The following is a 17,910-nucleotide window of genomic DNA, read 5'->3' on the forward strand; positions in this document are numbered from 1 at the left end:
TAAATACAGGCGTATTCGGGCGTTTTCGCAAATCAAATTTTTATTATTGGAGTGCGGGATAGCCGTTCCTATACTGCGTAGCCATCGCTAGACCATGGCCACTTTCCGGCCATAGATTCGCCCCGCCGCGCCGCTGTATCCGGGTTCTTCACGGTATCCGGTTTCTTCACGACTGGCGAGTCCACAACACAACTCATATGAACGCTATCAATTTGGTCGAATCCGCCTCGCTCTTGAGCGAGCCGCTAAAAATTCAACCAGTGCTGGACGCCAAAGGAGTCGTGCGCGAAATGGCGCTGGTAGGCGGGTGGACGAACCGAACCCCGCACTTCATCACCAACGAAGCCTCGGCGGACGCCTTGCGCCGGGCAGGGCGCGTCTTTCGGGCGGCGGGCTGCATGGCGCCGCTCACGATGGACCATCCCCTCAACGTCAACTCCGATATCCGCCTACCCGAACAGTTGTGCCAGGATCTGCGCATTGGCGCCGTGGAAGGCGATCTGCTGCGCGAGACCACCCCTGAAGACCGCAGCCTGCCGATCTATCCCTGCGCCAAGGTCACCTACAACGTGCCCCTCAGCGACCGCCTCGCGGAGGGCTCCAGTCTTTTCCATCTCTATAACGAACTGCGGCCCGCGCTGCGCGTGCGGCTGTTGCCCTGTTCGCAGGCCGGCGAATCCATGCCGTTCGGCACGCTGCGCGCCACGGGCATCCGGGTCGGCATCCCCGAAGGCATCAACAGGCAGCGCGGCTTGCAGGAGCGGTTTTTCAGTCTGCTGGGCCAGGCGTCGCGCCAGGGCCTCAGAGTGCTGGCCTGCGACATCCGCGGCATCGAAGACTTCAACTGGCTGCGCGCGCAGCCTGACGTGCTGTTCCAGGGAGAGGTCCTGTCGATCGCCCTGAGCCTGGAATACGTGCAGGAATGGCTGACCGCCGCGGGTTCGGGCTGGCGTGCATTTCAGTTGGGGGCCTAGGACCAGTGCGGCGCGTTACTGCGCTGTGACGGCGCGGCGCGGATGCGGGCTCGCCGCTTGGGCCCCATCCGGGCCGCATTCGGGTCGCATTCGGGCCGCATCCGGGCCGTTGGACGGATCCGATAAAATCCGCCCATGCTTCCTACTCAAGTCATTCTGGCGCTGCTGGTGCTGCAGTGCGCGCTTCTTATTCCCTTGGTGGCCGTGGGCATCCAGCTTGCACGCTGGGTGCACTGGCGCTTTCTTGCCGATCCCCAGGCGCGGGGAGAGCGCCCGCACTTTACCGGCCCCGTCCTGGCCCTGATTTTCAGCACGCTGGCGGCCACAGATTTCCTGGGGTTCGAGCCTTTTGTCACGTTATCCCGCCTGAATCCCATACCGGAGAGCGCGCGCGCTTACTTTACGGTGGCCATGCTGGCGCTCGGGGTCTGGTGCTGGGCGTATGCCGGTGCGATCCGGGGCCGGCTTCGCGCGATGCTGGGCGCCGCGTAAGGGGCGCCGGCGGGCGACGCCGGACGTCGCCGCGGCCGCGACGCAAAGCGTGACTTTCCCATTCAGGTTCACGCGGATTTCGGATACATTCGACTGATCGCGTTGGCTTGCAGGGCGGGCGCCGCCCGTCCGCATCCACCGCAACGAGGGCGGCAGCCCTGCCAGGAGCATCGGGTGATACCACGCCAGTCAGTCGACATAGCCCGGGTCCTGCTTGTCATCGTGATGCTTTTGGCGCTGATGATCGGCAGTCTGTATATCCTCCGGCCGTTCCTGCCCGGGCTGATCTGGGCGACGACCATCGTCGTGGCCACCTGGCCGGTGCTGCTGGGCATCCAGCGGCGATGCGGCGGGCGGCGGTGGATCGCCACCGTGGCAATGCTCCTCATCCTGCTGTTCGTGATCGTGCTGCCGCTGTACCAGGCGATCTCCACCCTGGCGCAGCACGGCGGCACCATCGTGGCCGCGGTCAAGAGCCTGCCTGACTATGCCTTGCTCGCGCCGCCTGCGTGGATAGGCGGCCTTCCGCTGGTGGGGCCGAGAATCGCCCAGGAGTGGCAGACGCTGTCGGACGCGGGCGCTGGTGGCCTGCTGGCTCGGATCGAGCCGTACCTGACCACGGCCGCCACCTGGCTGCTGGGCCATGCCGCCATCGTCGGGGTGTTCGTGATGCACATGCTGATCACCGTGATCATTGCGGGCATCCTGTACACCAAGGGCGACATGGCTGCGGAATTTGTCCGGCGGTTTGCGAATCGGCTCGCCGGGCAACGCGGCGTGGCGGCGATCATGCTGGCCGCGTCGGCGATCCGCGCCGTGGCGCTGGGGATCGTGGTCACGGCGGTGGTGCAGTCGGCGCTGGGCGGTATCGGACTGTGGATGGCCGGCGTGCCAGCCGCCGGCATTCTCACCGCCCTGATGCTGATGCTTTGCCTGGCCCAGCTCGGGCCGATCCTGCCGCTGCTTGGCGGCGTGGCCTGGTTGTTCCAACACGACATGAAGCTGGCGGCGGCAGTCCTGCTGGTGTGGGCCATCGTGGTTGGCATGCTGGACAACCTGCTGCGTCCGCTACTCATCAAGCGCGGCGTGAACCTGTCGATGCTGCTCATTCTGTCCGGCGTCCTGGGAGGCATGATCGCGTTCGGCATCGTCGGGCTGTTCATCGGACCGGTGATCCTGGCGGTGACCTCGACGCTGTTGAACGCGTGGGTGGACGAGGTGCCGCCGCCCGCACGGGTCGATCCGGACGCGCTGGCCCTGCAGCGAGAGCCGCCGCCTGGAACGCACCGGAAAAGGGCGTAACATCCGTTCCAAGGCGCTGGCCATGTGGCCCGCTTTTCGCAATACCCGGCACCACCCATGACGATGCATTTCTTCGCGCCGCCCGCGAGCGCGCCCGATCTTTCCCTTTTTCTCCCCAAGTCCTTGCGCCGCGAGGTGGCCGGATGAGCACTCCTGTGCGGCCCACCAAACCTGGCACGCTGACCGTTGCGCGTCGCCCCGCCAAGCGCAGCGCAGACAGCGGCAGCGCAGACACCGGTCGCGCCCGGGCGCCCCGCGCCGAGGCGCCTGGACGCGGCCCTCGTTCGTCTGAATCGCCCAAATCGTCCAAGTCGCCCAAATCGCCGAGACCGCCCACCCCGTCCAGACCGCCGAAACCCTCGCAAGGCCGAGAGGCTGGCGGACCGGTGAGCCCGGCCAGACCCCGCGCAGCGGACGATACCGTGCGTCTGGCAAAGCGGCTTGCGGCCGAGCAGTCGTGTTCGCGCGGCGATGCCGAGCGCTACATCGAAGGCGGCTGGGTCGCGGTGGACGGCAAGGTGCAGGAGGAACCGGGAATGCGGGTGGGCCCATCCCAGACCGTCGCGCTCCTGCCCGGGGCGCGGCTCGAAGAGGGGCGCCCCGTGACGATATTGATCCACAAGCCGGCGGGCATGTACGCCGACGACCAGCCTGGCTCGGCGCGCGATCTCATCCTGCCCGAGAACCTGATGCCGGGCGACCGGTCCGGACAGCGATTCCTCAAGCGCATATTCAACGGCCTGAAACTGGTGACCCCCCTGGAGCGCGCGGCAAGCGGGCTGGTGGTCTACACGCAGGAGTACCCGGTGGCCCGCAAGCTCGTGGAGGAGGGCCGCCACGTGGAGCAGGAGTATGTCGCGCAGGTCGAAGGGCAGTTGAGCGATGCGGATCTAGCTCGGATGCAGCGAGGCATGGCGTACGAAGGAATGCCCGCCACGCCCCTGAAGGTGAGCTGGCAAAGCGAGGGTCACCTGCGGTTTGCCTTGAAGACGCCGGCGCCCGGCTTCATCGAAGCCCTGTGCGCGGCGGCAGGCTTGCGCCTGCTGGCGCTGCGGCGCCTGCGCATCGGCCGTCTGCCGATGGCCGGTCTTGCCGTGGGCCAATGGCGGTATCGGCTTGAGTACGAGCGATTCTGATGTCCGGGCCGTCCAGATCCCCGATTGCTGACGCCCAGTCCTGGCGGGCGACGGACGGCATGGCGAGTGGCAAGCTCGGCTATCCCGACGCTGGCCGGCGCCGGCTATTGCTGAACGCGGGCGCGTTGTGCCTGTCGGGCCTGGCCCTGGGCGGATGCGCAGGGGGCCGGCAAGTTTCGCCCCGGGGCGCGCCGTCCAGTCAACCGGCGCCGCCGCCCTCGAATGCCAAGGCGGCGGCCGCACCCGTGCCGGCGCTCAAGCCTGGCGCGAAGGTTGCCATCGTGGCGCCTGCGTCCGCCGCCCCAAATGCCAGCGATCTTGCGGCGCAATGGCTGGAGGATCGCGGCTTCGTGCCGCAGGTCATGCCGGCATCGCGCAAACGGCTCGAGGCGCCGTACGAGTACCTGGCGGGCACGGACGCCGAACGGCTGGCCGATCTGCACGCCGCATTCGCCGCCCCGGACGTCGGCGCGGTGTGGTGCCTGCAGGGCGGCTTTGGGTCGTGGCGGCTGCTGGACAAGCTCGATTACGGCCTGCTGCGCCAGCATCCCAAACCCTTCATCGGCTATAGCGACATCACCGCGCTGCACCTGGCCATGCAGCGGCATGCGGGCTTTGTGACGTTCCATGGGCCGATGCTGGCGCAGGATCTGCTGGCGGGCAAGCGCGAGCCCACCGAGTCGCACGTGTTGGCGATGATCGGCGGCCAGATCGGGGAGGGCGCCTGGATTCAGGCGCCGCCCGACAGCTGGCCGGTGGAGGTGGTCGCGGGCACCGCCAGCGGCCGTCTGGTCGGCGGCAACCTGGCGCTCATCGCCGCGCTGACGGGTTCCAGGCACGAGATCGACACCCGTGACGCCATTCTTTTCTTCGAAGACGTCAACGAGGCATTGCCAAGGGTGGACCGGCTGCTCAGTCAGTTGGCGGTCGCGGGCAAGTTCGACGGTGTCAAAGGGGTGGTGGTAGGCACGTTCACCCGCATTCTGGGCACGAACATGGACGACGCGCAGGCGCAGAGCCTGCTGTACCCGCTATTGCTGGAGCAGTTTGCCCCCCGGGGAATCCCGGTCCTGGCCGGCTGGCCCAGCGGGCATGGCGAGCCCAATCTGACGCTGCCGCTGGGTGCGCGCGTGACGCTGGACACCCGGCGCGCCGCCTTGCGGTTGGATCAGGCGGTGACCACGTCACGCCGCGGCTAAGGGATTTGATGGCGATGTGATGCCGATTTCATGTGGATCGCCTATGGTTTCCATGTGCTATTAATGGCGCATAAAATCGATTTGTGATCGATAAACAGATCGAAGAATGGTTAGTCTATTGGGCTGCGAGCGTCACTACGAAATGACTCATTAATAGTGCATTAAACGGCTTTACGCGCTATTATCGATTCATGAAAAAGAAGATCGAACCCAGCTTCGAAGCGGCCGAGGCCCTGGCCCGTCTGGGCGCCAACGTCCGCACGGCGCGCCTGCGCCGTAACGAGACCGAGGCCACGCTGGCCAGCCGCATGGGTGTCTCGCGCGCCACCATCAACCGCCTGGAGCGCGGCGACGGCGGCGTTTCGCTTGCGCTTGCCATCGAGGCGCTGTTGCTCTACGGCTTTGGCGATCAGGTGTTCGCCCTGGGCGACCCGGACGCGGACGGCGTGGGCAAACGCCTGGATGCCCTGCGCCGACCCAGCCGCGGCAGCCGCAAAGCGCCGCATTCGCACCGCACCGACCCTGCCAGCCTGTAACCCCTGCGTCCCACATCGTGGCTGCCAAAAAACACAAAACCGTCGAAAGCGAACTGTTCGTCTACGTGGACATACGGGGCGAAGCGGTGCTGGCGGGCATCCTGACCCTGGACGACACCGACGAGAATCACTTTTTCGCCGAGTTCACCTACGTGCAGTCGTATGTGAACGATCCGCGCGCGTTTTCGCTGGACCCGCTCAACCTGCCGCTCTCGGACGCCACCACCACGTTCCGCACCGAAAGCCGCTATCAAACCCTGGGCGCCATCTTTGACGCCGCGCCGGATGCGTGGGGCCGCAACGTGATGCGCATCGACAACGCTGGCGCCCGCGTGACCGAAAACGAGGTGCTGCTCAAGGGGCGGGGCATGGGCGTGGGCGCGCTTTTTTTCAGCGCCCGGCAACTGACGCCCAACATGCGCAAGACGTACCGGTTGCCCGAAGTCAGCCAGCTCGAGTCGCTGGCGGACCTGCTTGCCGACATCGACCAGGGCATCAAGCCCAAGGGGCTGTACCGAGACATCCTGGGAAGCTCGTGGGACATCGGAGGCGCGCGCCCCAAGACGATCGTGCGGGACGCGGAAGGCGAGATGTGGATCGCGAAGTTCCCGCGCAAGGGCGATTCCTATGACCGGCAGCGCGTGGAGTTCGCCAATCTGCAGATGGCCAAGGCCATCGGCCTGTCGGTCCCCGAGATCCGCCTGGCGCAGACGCATCTGGGCGCCGTGCTGCTGACGCACCGGTTCGACCGGCAATTGCTGCCCGTCGAGCATGGCGCGGACCCCATCATCGCGCGGCGGCACTTTCTGAGCGGCGCGTCGCTGATCAGCCCCTCCGTGCAGATCGGCAAACGCGAGCTGGACGGTCCGCGCGGCAAGGCCACGTATTCCTATGCGCGCCTGGCGGACGTCGCGCGCCGCATTTCATCCCATCCCGTCCAGGACCTGCTGGAGCTGTATGCGCGCATGATCCTGAACGTCGCGGTGCACAACACGGACGATCATCTGAAGAACGTGGGCTTCCTGAAGGATGAATCGGCGCAGACCTACCGGCTGGCGCCGCTGTTCGACGTGGTCACGCAGGAGGGCTCGGCCAAGCACTATCTGCACATCGGCGCGGCGGGCCGCGAAAGCACGTTCGCCAACTGCCTGACCGAGTACCGGCGCTTCGGGCTGCGGTCGGAAGCGGCGGCGCAGTCCATCATCGACCGCGTGCGCGACGTCGTGCGGGACCGGCGGCGCTACTACGAAGCGGCGGGCATGTCCGACGACGAGATCGCCCACGTGGAGGCGTCATTGATGGCGTGGCGCCAGCCCGGCGGGTAGGGCGTTCAGGCCTGGTGCGCCGCCTGGGGGTCGAAGGCCTGCCCGCGCGCCGACATGCGCCGGTGGAAATCCCGGCTCAGCGCGGCCAGCGTCACCTTGTCAAAACGGTCCAGCAGTAGCGCCTGGGCTTGCACGAAAGCGTCGTCCAGCGAGGCGTTGACCGCTTCTTCCACCAGGCATCCCGGCGATTCGCTGCGGTTGCCCATGGCGAAGATCTCCGGCGCACCGAGCGCGTCGTAGATGTCGCGCAGCGTCACCGCGTTGAAATCGCAGGAAATCGACCACCCGCCGCCGTGGCCCTTTTCGGAACGGACCAGGCCTTGTTCGCGCAGGCCGGCCATGATGCGGCGGATGACGACGGGATTGGTCTGCATGACGCGGCCCAGGTCGTCCGACGTCATGGGGCCAGCGTGTTCGGCCATGTGCAGCAGGACGTGCAGGACCCCGGATAGCTTGCTGTCTCTTCTCATGCAACAGATGCTATTGCATGAGGACGCGGCGGGTCAACGGCGCACAGCCGGTGCGGCCCGCGCCGACGCGGGCCGCGAGGCGGCTACATGCGCTTGGCCTGCCATTGCCCCTTGCCCGCCGCGTTGCCGGTCATGTTGCGGCCATTGACCACCCCTGCATAGCGCACGCCGTCCGCCGTGAACGTGATGGACGTCCCGTCGAGCCGCGCGTCGGAAATCGGCGTGGCGCCCAGCTTGCCGGACAGCATCTGGTAGCGCTGTTCCAGCTGCAAGGTCTGGCCGTCCAGGTCCCACTTGCCCTGGACCTTGGCGGGCACGATCCAGAGCAGGGCCGTGCAGTAGGTCTGGCAATTCTGGGTCAAGGTCTCCGAGGCGTCCGGCTCCCAGTCGCCCATGCGGAAGGTGTTCGACACGATCCGCGTGCCGGGCCGCAGATCCAGGATCTTCGGCCGCAGCTTTTCGTTGATGGTCGACAGCAGGAACATCGTGATCACGTCAGCCTGGGACAGGTCGGTGGTGAAGAGATCCGCGGCGACGAAGGTGGCGCGGTCGGCCACCCCCGCGCGCTTGGCGTTCTCGCGGGACAGCTCGACCATGTCGGGGTTGTATTCGATGCCTTGCGCGGTCAGCCCGCGTTGGGCCGCGGTGATGACGGTGCGGCCGTCGCCGGAACCCAGGTCCATCAGCCGGTCCTTGGGCGTCACCTTGGCCATGTCGAGCATCTTGTCGACGAGAGCCTGGGGCGTCGGCACCCAGATGACGTCCTTGCCCTGCTGGCCCACGTCGGGTACATAGGCCTTCTGTTCAGCCGCCTTGGCGGGCGGGGCGGCGGTGGTCTGGGCCATGGCCGCAGCCGCGCCCAGCAGCGTGAACGCCAATGCCGAAGCCAGCATCGCGGCTTGTAGGCGGGAGGCGGGTACCCGCGTTGCGGCTTTCAGTAGCAGGGGAGAGCGTTGCATGGTGAGGGTTCCTTGGACGGGGGAGGACGTGGGAAATGAACCGTTTCAGCCGGCGGCCGGGGCGGGCTTGAGCACGCGCATCAAAGGCACGCCGGCGGCCAGGACGACCAGGCCGATCAGGGCGCCCGCGCCGGCGTACATGGCGCTGGAGACGACCAATCCGGCGCAGGTCAGCGCCAACAGCAGCGGCGGCAACGGAAAGAGCGGCACCCGGAACGGCCGCGGGCGGTCGGGGTCCACGCGGCGCAGGCGCCACACGGATGCCGCCACCAGCAACATGAAAATCCAGAACACCGGCGCGGTGTACGCCACCATGGTCTGCACGCTGTTTTCGCTGAATGCGCCCAGGGCCACCAGCGCCAGCGTGATCAGCCCCTGGATCAGCAGCGCGCTGACCGGGGTCTCGTTGCGCGCGTTCCATCCGGCCAGCGCATGCAGCCGCGGGACGTCGCGGCCCAGTGCGTAGTACACCCGCGCGCCCGTGATGATCGTGCCATTGATCGTGCTCAGCGCCGAGGCGCAGATGGTCAGGCTGAGCAACGCCGCCGCGTAGGGGCCCGCGGCCAGTTGCATGACTTCGGCCCCCAGCGCGGGCGTGTCGCGCAGTTTCTGCAGGCCGAATATTTCGAGCAGCGCGATGTTGGTCAGCACGTACGCGCCGGTCACCACGGCGGTGCCGATCAGCAGCACCCGGCTCATGTTGCGGGCGGGGTCGCGCAACTCGCCGCTGAGGTAGGCGGCCTCGTTCCAGCCGCCGTACGTCAGCAGCACGAAAACCATGCCCATCCCCAGCAGGCCGGCCGCATTGCCCGACAGGGGGGCGGCCGGCGCCGCCGCATCGACGGACCCGCCACCCGAGGCGGTGAGGCTGGCAAGCAGCACCGCAGCCAGGGCGATGAGGGTCAGCACGGTAAAGAACCATTGCAGGCGCTTGGAATACCGCGTGCCGACCATGTTCAGGCCGGTCAGCAGGACGACGGAGATTGCCGCATGCACGGCAGGTCCCTGCGACCCCAGCGGCAGCAGCCGTTGCGCGTAATCGCCGTAAATGAAGGCCACCACCGCGATGGCGCCGGTCTGGATGACGGAACAGCGGGCCCACGCAAACATCAGGCCCACGCGCGCGCCCCATGCCCGGGTGAGGTACAGGTATTCGCCGCCCGCGCCGGGGTAGGCCGAGCCCAGTTCCGCATAGCACAGCGCGCCCACCAGCATGACCAGTCCGCCGGCGCACCAGAGGCCGATGTAAATGGCCTCGGATGCGGCGTGCTGCGCCACCAGCGGAGGAAATCCAAAGATGCCGATGCCGACGACCACGCCGACCAGCACCACCGTCGCGTCCATGACCGACAGGCCGGCGCGCGCGCGTTCGTTCAGGGTGTCGGGAACACTGCTCATGAGCGTGCGCGCCGAAGATTCGGGGCGGCGCGCACGGAAAGGCCGTCTGAAGGGGAATGGTCGGGCGGTCGCGCGGTCGGGGTCGAGGGCGGATTCGCGAGGGGACGCGGACGGAGCAGTGACATGCAATTCTCCTGGAGGGGGCGCGCGACGAAGGATTCGAGGCAACTATCGGCATATGCTGACAATTGTCTGAACATAAAACGACCGTAACCCAAAGACGAAAGTTCCGCAGGGTTTTCCTGGGGGAGCCTGCGCGCCGCATCGCCGCCGGTGCCCGAAAGCGGCGGTTTCCTGCACCTTGTCTGGCCGCGCGACACTGCTATGCTCTTTTGACCGACGATCGCGTCCGCGCGAGGCCGGGACAGGACAGCAGGCGACCGCAACTTCCGGAGGCATGACATGAAGCTTTCCCCACGCGCGTCCATTGCAGCACTGGCGCTATGCGCATCGGCCGGGGCCGTCCCCTCGGCGATGGCGCACCACGGCTGGACTTGGGCCGAATCCGAACAGATGACCCTGGAGGGCACGGTCGAGCAGGTACAGATCGCGCCGCCGCATCCCACGCTGAAGGTCCGGGCCAAGGACGGGCTCTGGACCGTCGAACTCGGCAACCCCTCGCAGACCAAAGAGGCCGGATTCGTCCAGGGATCGGCCAAGCCGGGCGACGCCATTACCGCCGTGGGCAACCGCGACCAGGACGCCGCCAACAAGCGCATGAAGGCCGTGCAGGTGACGGTGGGCGGCAAGACCTACGACATTTATCCCAGCCGCATCAAAAAGCCCTGAGCGCGCGCGCCGGTTCCGATGCCAGAACTGCTGCGGCTCGCGCTCGAACAGCTCGAATCCGTGCCGCCGTCGCTGTGGCTGCGCCGGTCGGGCACCTTGTATCTGCTGGTCAATGCCGCCCATATCGGCGCCATCGGCCTGCTGATCGGCTCCATCGTGCCGCTGGATCTGCGCCTGCTCGGGATCCTCAAGCCCGGACCGCTGGCCGTCCTGGCGCCTGTGCTGGCGCGCACCGCGGCCACGGGCCTGGCGCTGGCCGTGCTGACGGGCGCCATGCTGTTTTCGGTGCGGCCCTTCGATTATCTGCAGAATCCGGCGTTCGGGGTGAAGATGGGCCTGCTGGCGGCGGGCGCGGCCAACGCCTGGCTGGTGCGGCAGGGCGGGGCGTGGGCCGGCGTGGCGGCCGGGCGCCAGCCATCGGGCGCGCTGCGTGTGCAGGCGGCGGCCTCGCTGGCGCTGTGGCTCGGGTGCCTGGTGGCGGGGCGTTGGATCGGATTCCTGTAGCGGCCAGCCTGCCCCTTGGCCGGGCGCTGGCGGCGGGGACGCGCCGGCCACGCACGCCGTTCAGCAGTGGGCTGCGCCCTGCGCATTCACGTACAGCGCGAACAGGCATTGCCCCGTGACCATGAAGAGGCGATTGCGCCGCGGCCCGCCAAAGCACAGGTTGGCGCAACGGTCGGGCAGGGCGATCCGGCCGATCGCGGTGCCGTCCGGCGCATACACCATCACCCCGCTCAGGGCCGGTCCCGGTCCCCAGCCCGCCCAGACATTGCCCGCCGTGTCGCAGCGTATGCCGTCCGGAATGCTGTCGCCATGCGCCTGGACAAAGACGCGTCCGTCGTCCAGCGCGCCATCGTCCCGCACCCCATAAACGAGGATCCGGTTCGGCGCGGAGCCGTTGTCGACCACGTACAGCAGACTTTCGTCCGGCGAAAAGCAAAGTCCGTTGGGATTCCGGATGTCCCGGATCACGGCCTGCAGCCGCCCCGAGACCGGGTCCAGCCGGTAGACGTGCGTGGGCAGCTCGGGTTGCGCCTGGTAGCCCTCATAGTTGTTGAGAATGCCGAACAGCGGGTCCGAGAACCAGATCGACCCGTCGCGGCGCACGATGACGTCATTGGGGGCATTGAGCCGTTTGCCCTCGAAACGGTCCGCCAGCACTGTCAACGTGCCGTCGTACTCGGTGCGCACCACGCGGCGCTCGCCATGTTCGCAACTGATGAGCCGGCCCTGGCGGTCGCGCGTGTTGCCGTTGGCGTAGCCGGACGGTTTACGGTACACGGACACGGTGCCGGTTTCGTCGTCCCACCGCATGATGCGATTGTTGGGAATGTCGCTCCAGAGCAGGCACCTGGCGTCCCCGAACCAGACCGGGCCTTCGCCATAGCGGATTCCCGTCGCCAGGCGTTCGACGGCGGCGTTGCCGATCCGGATATCCTGGAATCGGGGATCCAGCACCGTGATGGCCGGATCGGGGTAGCTTTCGCTGGGTTCCCACATAGGACCTCCTGTGACGGCAGCCTGCCTGCCCGGGTATCGCCGTTTGGTGCTGCGCCCTGGAACCATAGCGCCGGGCTGCGCCGCCGCGCAAATCCGGTGCAGGCGCACTAGCGCGACTGCGCTTTGCCCGGCGGCCGCGTTCATGCTTATATTTTCGGAGCCCTACGCGGGGGCGGCATCCAAGGAGAGCACCATGGCGCTGAGCGACGTGCGGGGCAATCCCGTTTCGACGGATGAACAGGCGTCCATGGACGCCTACGAACGGGCGCAGACCCTGTTTCACGGCTACTACGGCGACCCCTTGGGCATCATCGACCAGGCCTTGGCCGACGACCCGGTGTTCGTCATGGGCCACCTGTTGCGGGCCGGGATGATGATCACGGCCAGCGACAAGTGCGTCGAGCCGCTGCTGCGCGAAAGCGTGGAGGCGGCGGAAGGCCTGTACGACATCGCCAATGAGCGCGAACGGCGCCACACGGCGGCCGCGCGGGCATGGCTGGATGGCGAGTTCTCCCATTCCCTGCGGCGCTACGCCGACATTCTGATCGACTATCCCCACGACACGTTGGCGCTGCAGGTCGGCCATATCGGCGACTTCCTGCTGGGCCGTTCCACCATGCTGCGCGACCGCGTGGCCGGCATCCTGCCCGCCTGGAACCAGGGCATGCCGGACTTCGGCTATGTGCTGGGCATGTATGCCTTCGGGCTGGAAGAGACCAACCTGTACGACAAGGCCGAAGCCCAGGGACGCCGCGCGCTGGACCTGAACCCCCGCGATCCGTGGGCCGTGCATGCCGTGGCGCATGTCCTGGAGATGCAGGGCAGGGTGGACGAGGGCGTCGCTTGGTTGAACGGCCGCCGGGACGATTGGTCCACCGACAACATGCTGTCGATCCACAACTGGTGGCACCTGGCGCTGTTTCATCTGGACCGCGACGAGACCGACGAGGTGCTGGCGCTTTACGACAAGCGCCTGCGCGAATCGTCCACCGGGCAGGTGCTGGACCTGATCGACGCCTCCGCGATGCTGTGGCGGCTGTTGCTGCGCGGGGTCGACGTCGGCCCGCGCTGGCGCCAGTTGGCCGACGTGTGGCAGGCGCGCGCCGGGACGGGCTATTACGCCTTCAACGATGTGCACGCCCTGATGGCTTACCTGGGCTCGGGCGACGGCGCCGCGGCGCAGCAACTGATCGAGGCCATGGAAGCCGCCGCGCAGGAAGCGGGCACCAACGCCATGATGACGCGCGACGTGGGACTGCCGGTGGCGCACGCGCTGGTGGCCTTCGTGCGCGAAGACTACGCGCTGACCGTGGACCTGCTGCGGGACGTGCGCCTCATTGCGCATCGTTTCGGCGGCAGCCACGCCCAGCGCGACGTGCTGGCGCTGACGCTGGTCGAGGCGGCCCTGCGTGAAGGCGCGCGCTCGCTGGCGAAGGCGTTGAGCGCCGAGCGCATGGCGTTCAAACCCAACAGTGCTGGCAACCGCAAGCTTGCCTCGCGCGCTGCGGCGCTGTAGCGGTATCGCGGCGTGGCCCGCGAGGCCGCCGCGCTACGCGCCGCGCATGATCGAAACGCGCAGGCCAGGACCGAAATCGTCCGCGGCCTCACGCATGGAGAACCTGACGAGCATCCCGTGATTGCGCGCAATCCGCCGGGCGATCGACACGCCCAGGCCGCTGCCCGATTCCTCATTGCCCGCCGCGCGCAGGAACCGGTCTCCCAGTCTGGGCAGGATTTCGGGCGCGATGCCCTGGCCTTCATCGTCCACGGTGATCTGCGCGGCTGAAAATTTCAGCCGCACCTGCGAATGGCGAGGGCCGTAGCGGATCGCGTTGTCCAGGATGTTCTTGAGCATGATCGTCAGCGCCGTCTCGTCGCCGGCCATCGGCAGCGGCAACACGCCGGCCTCGGGCCATTCGATGGCAATGTCGATGTCGCGCCGGTCCGCGATCCAGAGGCAATCGCCCACCGCCTGCTCGGCCACGGCCCGCCAATCGACCGAGCGGTCAAAGCCGCTGTGGTTCGTGGAATCCAGCCGGGCCATCGTCAACAGTTGCGAAACGAGCCGATCCAGCCTTTCCATGCCGCGCGTCACGCTGGTGCGCGCAAGCTGCGCCTGGGCGGGATCGCCGGTGCGCTGGACCACGTCCCATTGCGCCCGCAAGGCGGCCAGCGGCGTGCGCAATTCGTGCGCGGCGTCCGCGGTGAGGCGGCGCTCCTGCTCGATCAGGGCCCCGACACGGGCCAGCAGGCCGTTCATCGCCTTGACCAACCCCCGCAGCTCGCCGGGCACGTCGGCAATCTCCAGTTGCGAGGCGTCGTCCGGGCTGCGGCGTTCCAGCTGATGCGAAAGGTCGTGGACCGGCTTGATCGCCCGCCGGACGGCGATGATCAGCAGGACGATCAGCACGGGCAGGCCGACCAGCCACGGCACGATCTGGCTCGCAATATAGGCCACGACGAGATCGTTGCGTTCGCCCACGCGCTGGCCGACGGCAACGCGCGTCCGGCCGGAAGGATCGTCCAGATACACCAGGCGCCAGGGCACGCCATTGACGATGCTGTCGACGAAACCTTCGCGCTCTGCCGCGCGCGGAAACTGCAGCGCCTCCGGGTCCAGCACCAGGGGGGCGCCTTCGTTGCGCCAGATCGCCACGGACAGGTCGCCCAGGCCCGCGTCGCCGTAATCGCCCGAGGCGGGCGAGCGCGCTGGCACCGGCGCCGGCACCGAGGTGGCCGACGCAGGGATCAGCGCCGCCACGGCGATCGTCTGCTGCGCCAGCCGCAGCATGTCCGTGTCGTAGAGTTCGTTGATCTCATGGGAGGCCCGCCAGTAGGTCCCGGCAATGGTGATCAGCCAAGCCAGGGGCGCTGCGAGCAGCACCGCGAAAATCAGCCTGCGTTGCAGCGTCATGGTTCGGCGTCCACCTGTCCCAGGGCATATCCCGATCCGCGCACCGTGCGCACGATCTTGGGATGGATTTTCTTGCGTAGATGGTGCACAAATACCTCCAGCGCGTTGCTCTCCAGATCGGCGTCCCAATCGTAGAGTTTGTCGCGGATGAAGTCGCGCGTGAGCACGCGGTTCGGATGCGTGAGAAACAGCTCCAGCAGCAGGGCCTCCCGCGTCGTGAGGTCCACCTTGTGCCCCTTCCAGCTCACCTCGTGCAGGGCAGGCTGGTATTCCAGATCGCCGTGGCGCCACACCGGTTCGGGCTTGCCCGCCACCCGCCGGGTCACCGCCCGCAGACGGGCCGCCAATTCATCGAGCGTGATGGGCTTGATCAGGTAGTCATCCGCGCCGGCATCCAGCCCCGCGATGCGGCTGTCCACCGACTCGCGCGCCGTCAGGATGACGACCGGTAGGTGGCGGCCGGCGTTACGCCAGCGCGTCAACAAGGCGACGCCGTCCTCGCCGGGCAGTCCCAGGTCCAGCACGACCGCATCGTAGTGCACCACGTTCATGGCCTGGTCGCCATCGCGACCGTTGGCAAACCAGTCGACGGCATAGCCGAGCAGGCGCAGGCCGGATTTCAGGCCATCGCCGATCAGGGGGTCGTCTTCGATGATGAGAATACGCATGTGAAGCTTTGCGACACGTTTGAGGCAGGTTCGACGCAGATTAGCACCGCCGGACCGTTAATTTCTCATTAAGGTTCCTTGCCTAAGCTGCGCCCCATCATGAACCAACCCGAGCAGATGGACGCCAGCATGCCGTTGACAAAGTGTTCGCTCCCCCCAACACGACTGGCGAGTCCATTGCGGATGCCGTCCCCCGTGTCGACCCTGCATATCCACGCGCCCGGCGACCCCTTGCGCGCAGAGGTGGAATCCTACATCCGCCAGCGCTACCAGGAACGGTTTGGCGCCAGGCTGAACGAATGGCTGCCCACGCTGGTCAGCGTGCAGACCAATGGGGAAATCATTGCCGCCGCCGGCTACCGGGGCGCCGAAACGCCGCTGTTTTTGGAGCGATACCTTGCCGCGCCCATCGAGCAGTATCTGCGCGATGAGGATGCGCCGGTCGCGCGCCGCCTTATCGTCGAGGCCGGCCAGTTCGCCGCGGTGCGGCCGGGAGCGGGCAGGCTGCTTGTCCCGCTGCTGGCGCGCCACCTGCATCAGCAAGGGTATAGCTGGGCAGTCAGCACCTTGACCCGAGAGCTGCACCATCTTTTCGCCCGGATGGGCTTGGCCCATCAACCCATCTCGGCGGCCACGGCGCATCACCTGGACGAGAAAACGCGCAGCGACTGGGGCAGCTACTATGCGCACGCGCCCCAGGTCTTTGCCGGCCGCCTGCACACCATTGTCGAACGGTTCCAGGAGATCGAGGCATGAACGCGCAGGAATTTCTGTCTCTCCTGCGCGAACCCGGCAGGGCGGACCGCCTGGCGGTGCAGGGGGCATCGCAATCCTCGAGCTACGCGGACCTGGCGCGCCAGGTGGATGCGTGCGCCGAACGCATTGCGGCGCGTCCGGCGCGCCCGGCCCGTGTCCTGGCCTCGGTCATGGATAACGGCGCAGACTGGATCATTCTTGATCTTGCGTGCCTGCAACTGGGAATCGTGCACGTGCCGCTGCCCTTGTTCTTCACGCCGGCGCAATGGCTTGCCACGATCGACGCAGCGGGCGCGGACGTCGTTGCGGGACCGGACTCCCTGGCGCCCATCCTGCTCGAACGGGGTTTCGAGGCGAACAGCGGGCGGCCGGACAGCCCGTCCTTGTTCCATCGTTCGGCGACGCCGGTGACGTTGCCGGACCGGACGGTAAAGATCACCTTCACGTCCGGCTCGACGGGCGCGCCCAAGGGCGTATGCCTGGGCGCCGAGGAAATGCTCAACGTCGCCAGCGGCCTGGCGGCGGCCACCCGCCCGCTGAACGTGCGCCGTCATCTCACCGCCTTGCCGCTGCCTGTCCTGCTGGAAAACATCGCGGGGGTCTATGCCGCCCTGATCGAAGGCGCGGCAATGATCACGCAGCCCTTGGCCCGGATCGGACTGCAAGGGTCGTCGCGTTTCGACCCCGCCATGTTCCACGCCGCGCTGGGCGCGTCCGACGCGCAAAGCGCCATCGTCCTGCCCCAGATGCTCAGGGCATATACCGGATGGCTGCGCACAACGGGCGCTCAGGCGCCGAGCGGTCTGCGGCTGTTGGCGGTGGGCGGCGCGGCGGTGGGGCGCGAACTGTTGGCCGCCGCCCGCGCACAGGGGCTGCCGGCGTATGAAGGTTATGGCCTGTCCGAGGCCTGTTCGGTGCAGACCCTGAACCTGCCGGGCGACGATAGCCCGGGCTCCGCTGGCCGCCCGTTGCCGCACGCGCAAGTGCGGATCGCGCCCGATGGCGAAATCGAGGTCGCCGGCAGCCCCGCGCTCGGCTACCTCGGACAGGACACGGCGCTTCCTCGCTGGCTGCCGACCGGCGACCTGGGCCGCCTGGACGACGCGGGCTTCCTGCACGTCCAGGGGCGCAAGAAGAACCTGCTGATCACCGGCTTTGGCCGCAACGTGTCGCCGGAGTGGATAGAAGTCCTGCTGACGAGCCAGGCTTGCATTGCGCAGGCCGTGGTGCTGGGCGAGGGCCAGGCCGAACTGGGCGCCGTGATCTGGCCGCAACCCGGCATCGGCGAGGCGCAGCTGCACGCGGCCATCGAACGCACGAACGGCGCGCTGCCTGACTACGCGCGCATCGGTCCCTGGATGCTGGCGCGGGACGAGTTCACGGTGGCGAGCGGCCTGTCCACGGCGAATGGACGCCCGCGCCGCGACGCCATTTCCGCCTTGCACGCAGATCAACTTTTTCCGCGGAAAGCCGCGCAACCCATTCTGTAGAG

18 protein-coding genes are annotated in these 17,910 nt (G+C 67.4%); 12 read left to right on the top strand and 6 right to left on the bottom strand.

Translation table 11 applies throughout. The features are described from left to right. The first annotated feature begins 197 nt into the window (after positions 1–197). The 7 genes from BMW75_RS01815 (at position 198) to BMW75_RS01845 (ending at position 6,964) form a co-directional block, all read left to right on the top strand. Positions 198–974: a hypothetical protein gene (locus tag BMW75_RS01815; protein WP_139208467.1), complete on the top strand. Its 777-nt coding sequence runs from the start codon at positions 198–200 to the stop codon at positions 972–974. 135 nt (positions 975–1,109) lie between these two features. Next, positions 1,110–1,466 carry a hypothetical protein gene (locus BMW75_RS01820; RefSeq protein WP_092575943.1) on the top strand — a complete coding sequence of 119 codons (357 nt, stop codon included), beginning with the start codon at positions 1,110–1,112 and terminating at the stop codon, positions 1,464–1,466. Positions 1,467–1,691: 225 nt separating this feature from the next. Next, complete coding sequence (ydiK, locus tag BMW75_RS01825; protein WP_092575946.1) at positions 1,692–2,768, top strand: AI-2E family transporter YdiK; 1,077 nt, start codon at positions 1,692–1,694, stop codon at positions 2,766–2,768. A 422-nt stretch (positions 2,769–3,190) separates the two neighbouring features. Continuing rightward, on the top strand, positions 3,191–3,904 hold the full coding sequence (locus tag BMW75_RS01830; RefSeq protein ID WP_254791908.1) for an RNA pseudouridine synthase: 714 nt from the start codon (positions 3,191–3,193) through the stop codon (positions 3,902–3,904). Positions 3,905–4,149: 245 nt separating this feature from the next. Continuing rightward, entirely contained in the window at positions 4,150–5,103 is a 954-nt protein-coding gene (locus BMW75_RS01835; RefSeq protein WP_092576295.1) for a S66 peptidase family protein, read from the top strand. Positions 5,104–5,294: 191 nt separating this feature from the next. Continuing rightward, on the top strand, positions 5,295–5,639 hold the full coding sequence (locus BMW75_RS01840) for a helix-turn-helix transcriptional regulator (protein WP_076520892.1): 345 nt from the start codon (positions 5,295–5,297) through the stop codon (positions 5,637–5,639). A 17-nt stretch (positions 5,640–5,656) separates the two neighbouring features. Continuing rightward, complete coding sequence (locus BMW75_RS01845; protein ID WP_254791909.1) at positions 5,657–6,964, top strand: type II toxin-antitoxin system HipA family toxin; 1,308 nt, start codon at positions 5,657–5,659, stop codon at positions 6,962–6,964. Between the two features lie 5 nt (positions 6,965–6,969). Here the strand turns inward: BMW75_RS01845 and BMW75_RS01850 are convergent, their stop codons facing one another. The 3 genes from BMW75_RS01850 to BMW75_RS01860 all read right to left on the bottom strand — a co-directional run bounded on the left by BMW75_RS01850 (position 6,970) and on the right by BMW75_RS01860 (position 9,791). Beyond that, positions 6,970–7,434 carry an Rrf2 family transcriptional regulator gene (locus BMW75_RS01850; RefSeq protein WP_092575954.1) on the bottom strand — a complete coding sequence of 155 codons (465 nt, stop codon included), beginning with the start codon at positions 7,432–7,434 and terminating at the stop codon, positions 6,970–6,972. An 83-nt stretch (positions 7,435–7,517) separates the two neighbouring features. Beyond that, a complete protein-coding gene (locus BMW75_RS01855) occupies positions 7,518–8,393 on the bottom strand; it encodes an SAM-dependent methyltransferase (RefSeq protein ID WP_092575957.1) in 876 nt (291 codons plus the stop codon). A gap of 45 nt (positions 8,394–8,438) precedes the next feature. Next, a complete protein-coding gene (locus BMW75_RS01860) occupies positions 8,439–9,791 on the bottom strand; it encodes an APC family permease (protein WP_254791910.1) in 1,353 nt (450 codons plus the stop codon). Between the two features lie 402 nt (positions 9,792–10,193). Between BMW75_RS01860 and BMW75_RS01865 the strand changes: the two genes are divergently transcribed. Beyond that, complete coding sequence (locus tag BMW75_RS01865) at positions 10,194–10,580, top strand: DUF6152 family protein (protein ID WP_092575960.1); 387 nt, start codon at positions 10,194–10,196, stop codon at positions 10,578–10,580. An 18-nt stretch (positions 10,581–10,598) separates the two neighbouring features. After that, positions 10,599–11,084 carry a DUF6644 family protein gene (locus tag BMW75_RS01870; protein WP_092575963.1) on the top strand — a complete coding sequence of 162 codons (486 nt, stop codon included), beginning with the start codon at positions 10,599–10,601 and terminating at the stop codon, positions 11,082–11,084. A gap of 60 nt (positions 11,085–11,144) precedes the next feature. Here BMW75_RS01870 and BMW75_RS01875 read toward each other — a convergent pair whose 3' ends face one another. Then, complete coding sequence (locus tag BMW75_RS01875) at positions 11,145–12,080, bottom strand: SMP-30/gluconolactonase/LRE family protein (RefSeq protein WP_092575966.1); 936 nt, start codon at positions 12,078–12,080, stop codon at positions 11,145–11,147. A gap of 193 nt (positions 12,081–12,273) precedes the next feature. On the opposite strand from BMW75_RS01875, the gene BMW75_RS01880 reads away from it, so the two are divergent. Then, positions 12,274–13,596, top strand: coding sequence for a tetratricopeptide repeat protein (locus BMW75_RS01880; protein ID WP_092575969.1), 1,323 nt, complete (start codon positions 12,274–12,276; stop codon positions 13,594–13,596). Between the two features lie 33 nt (positions 13,597–13,629). Here the strand turns inward: BMW75_RS01880 and BMW75_RS01885 are convergent, their stop codons facing one another. Beyond that, on the bottom strand, positions 13,630–14,994 hold the full coding sequence (locus BMW75_RS01885) for an ATP-binding protein (protein WP_092575971.1): 1,365 nt from the start codon (positions 14,992–14,994) through the stop codon (positions 13,630–13,632). Continuing rightward, positions 14,991–15,662: a response regulator gene (locus BMW75_RS01890; protein ID WP_092575974.1), complete on the bottom strand. Its 672-nt coding sequence runs from the start codon at positions 15,660–15,662 to the stop codon at positions 14,991–14,993. Before BMW75_RS01890 ends, BMW75_RS01885 begins: the two co-directional genes overlap by 4 nt. A gap of 195 nt (positions 15,663–15,857) precedes the next feature. Between BMW75_RS01890 and BMW75_RS01895 the strand changes: the two genes are divergently transcribed. Then, positions 15,858–16,418, top strand: coding sequence for a thermostable hemolysin (locus tag BMW75_RS01895; RefSeq protein WP_231952147.1), 561 nt, complete (start codon positions 15,858–15,860; stop codon positions 16,416–16,418). Further along, a complete protein-coding gene (locus BMW75_RS01900) occupies positions 16,415–17,908 on the top strand; it encodes an AMP-binding protein (protein WP_092575977.1) in 1,494 nt (497 codons plus the stop codon). Before BMW75_RS01895 ends, BMW75_RS01900 begins: the two co-directional genes overlap by 4 nt. Positions 17,909–17,910 lie beyond the last annotated feature (2 nt).

This window comes from Achromobacter sp. NFACC18-2 (assembly GCF_900108985.1).
In the GTDB taxonomy this organism is placed as follows: domain Bacteria; phylum Pseudomonadota; class Gammaproteobacteria; order Burkholderiales; family Burkholderiaceae_B; genus Achromobacter.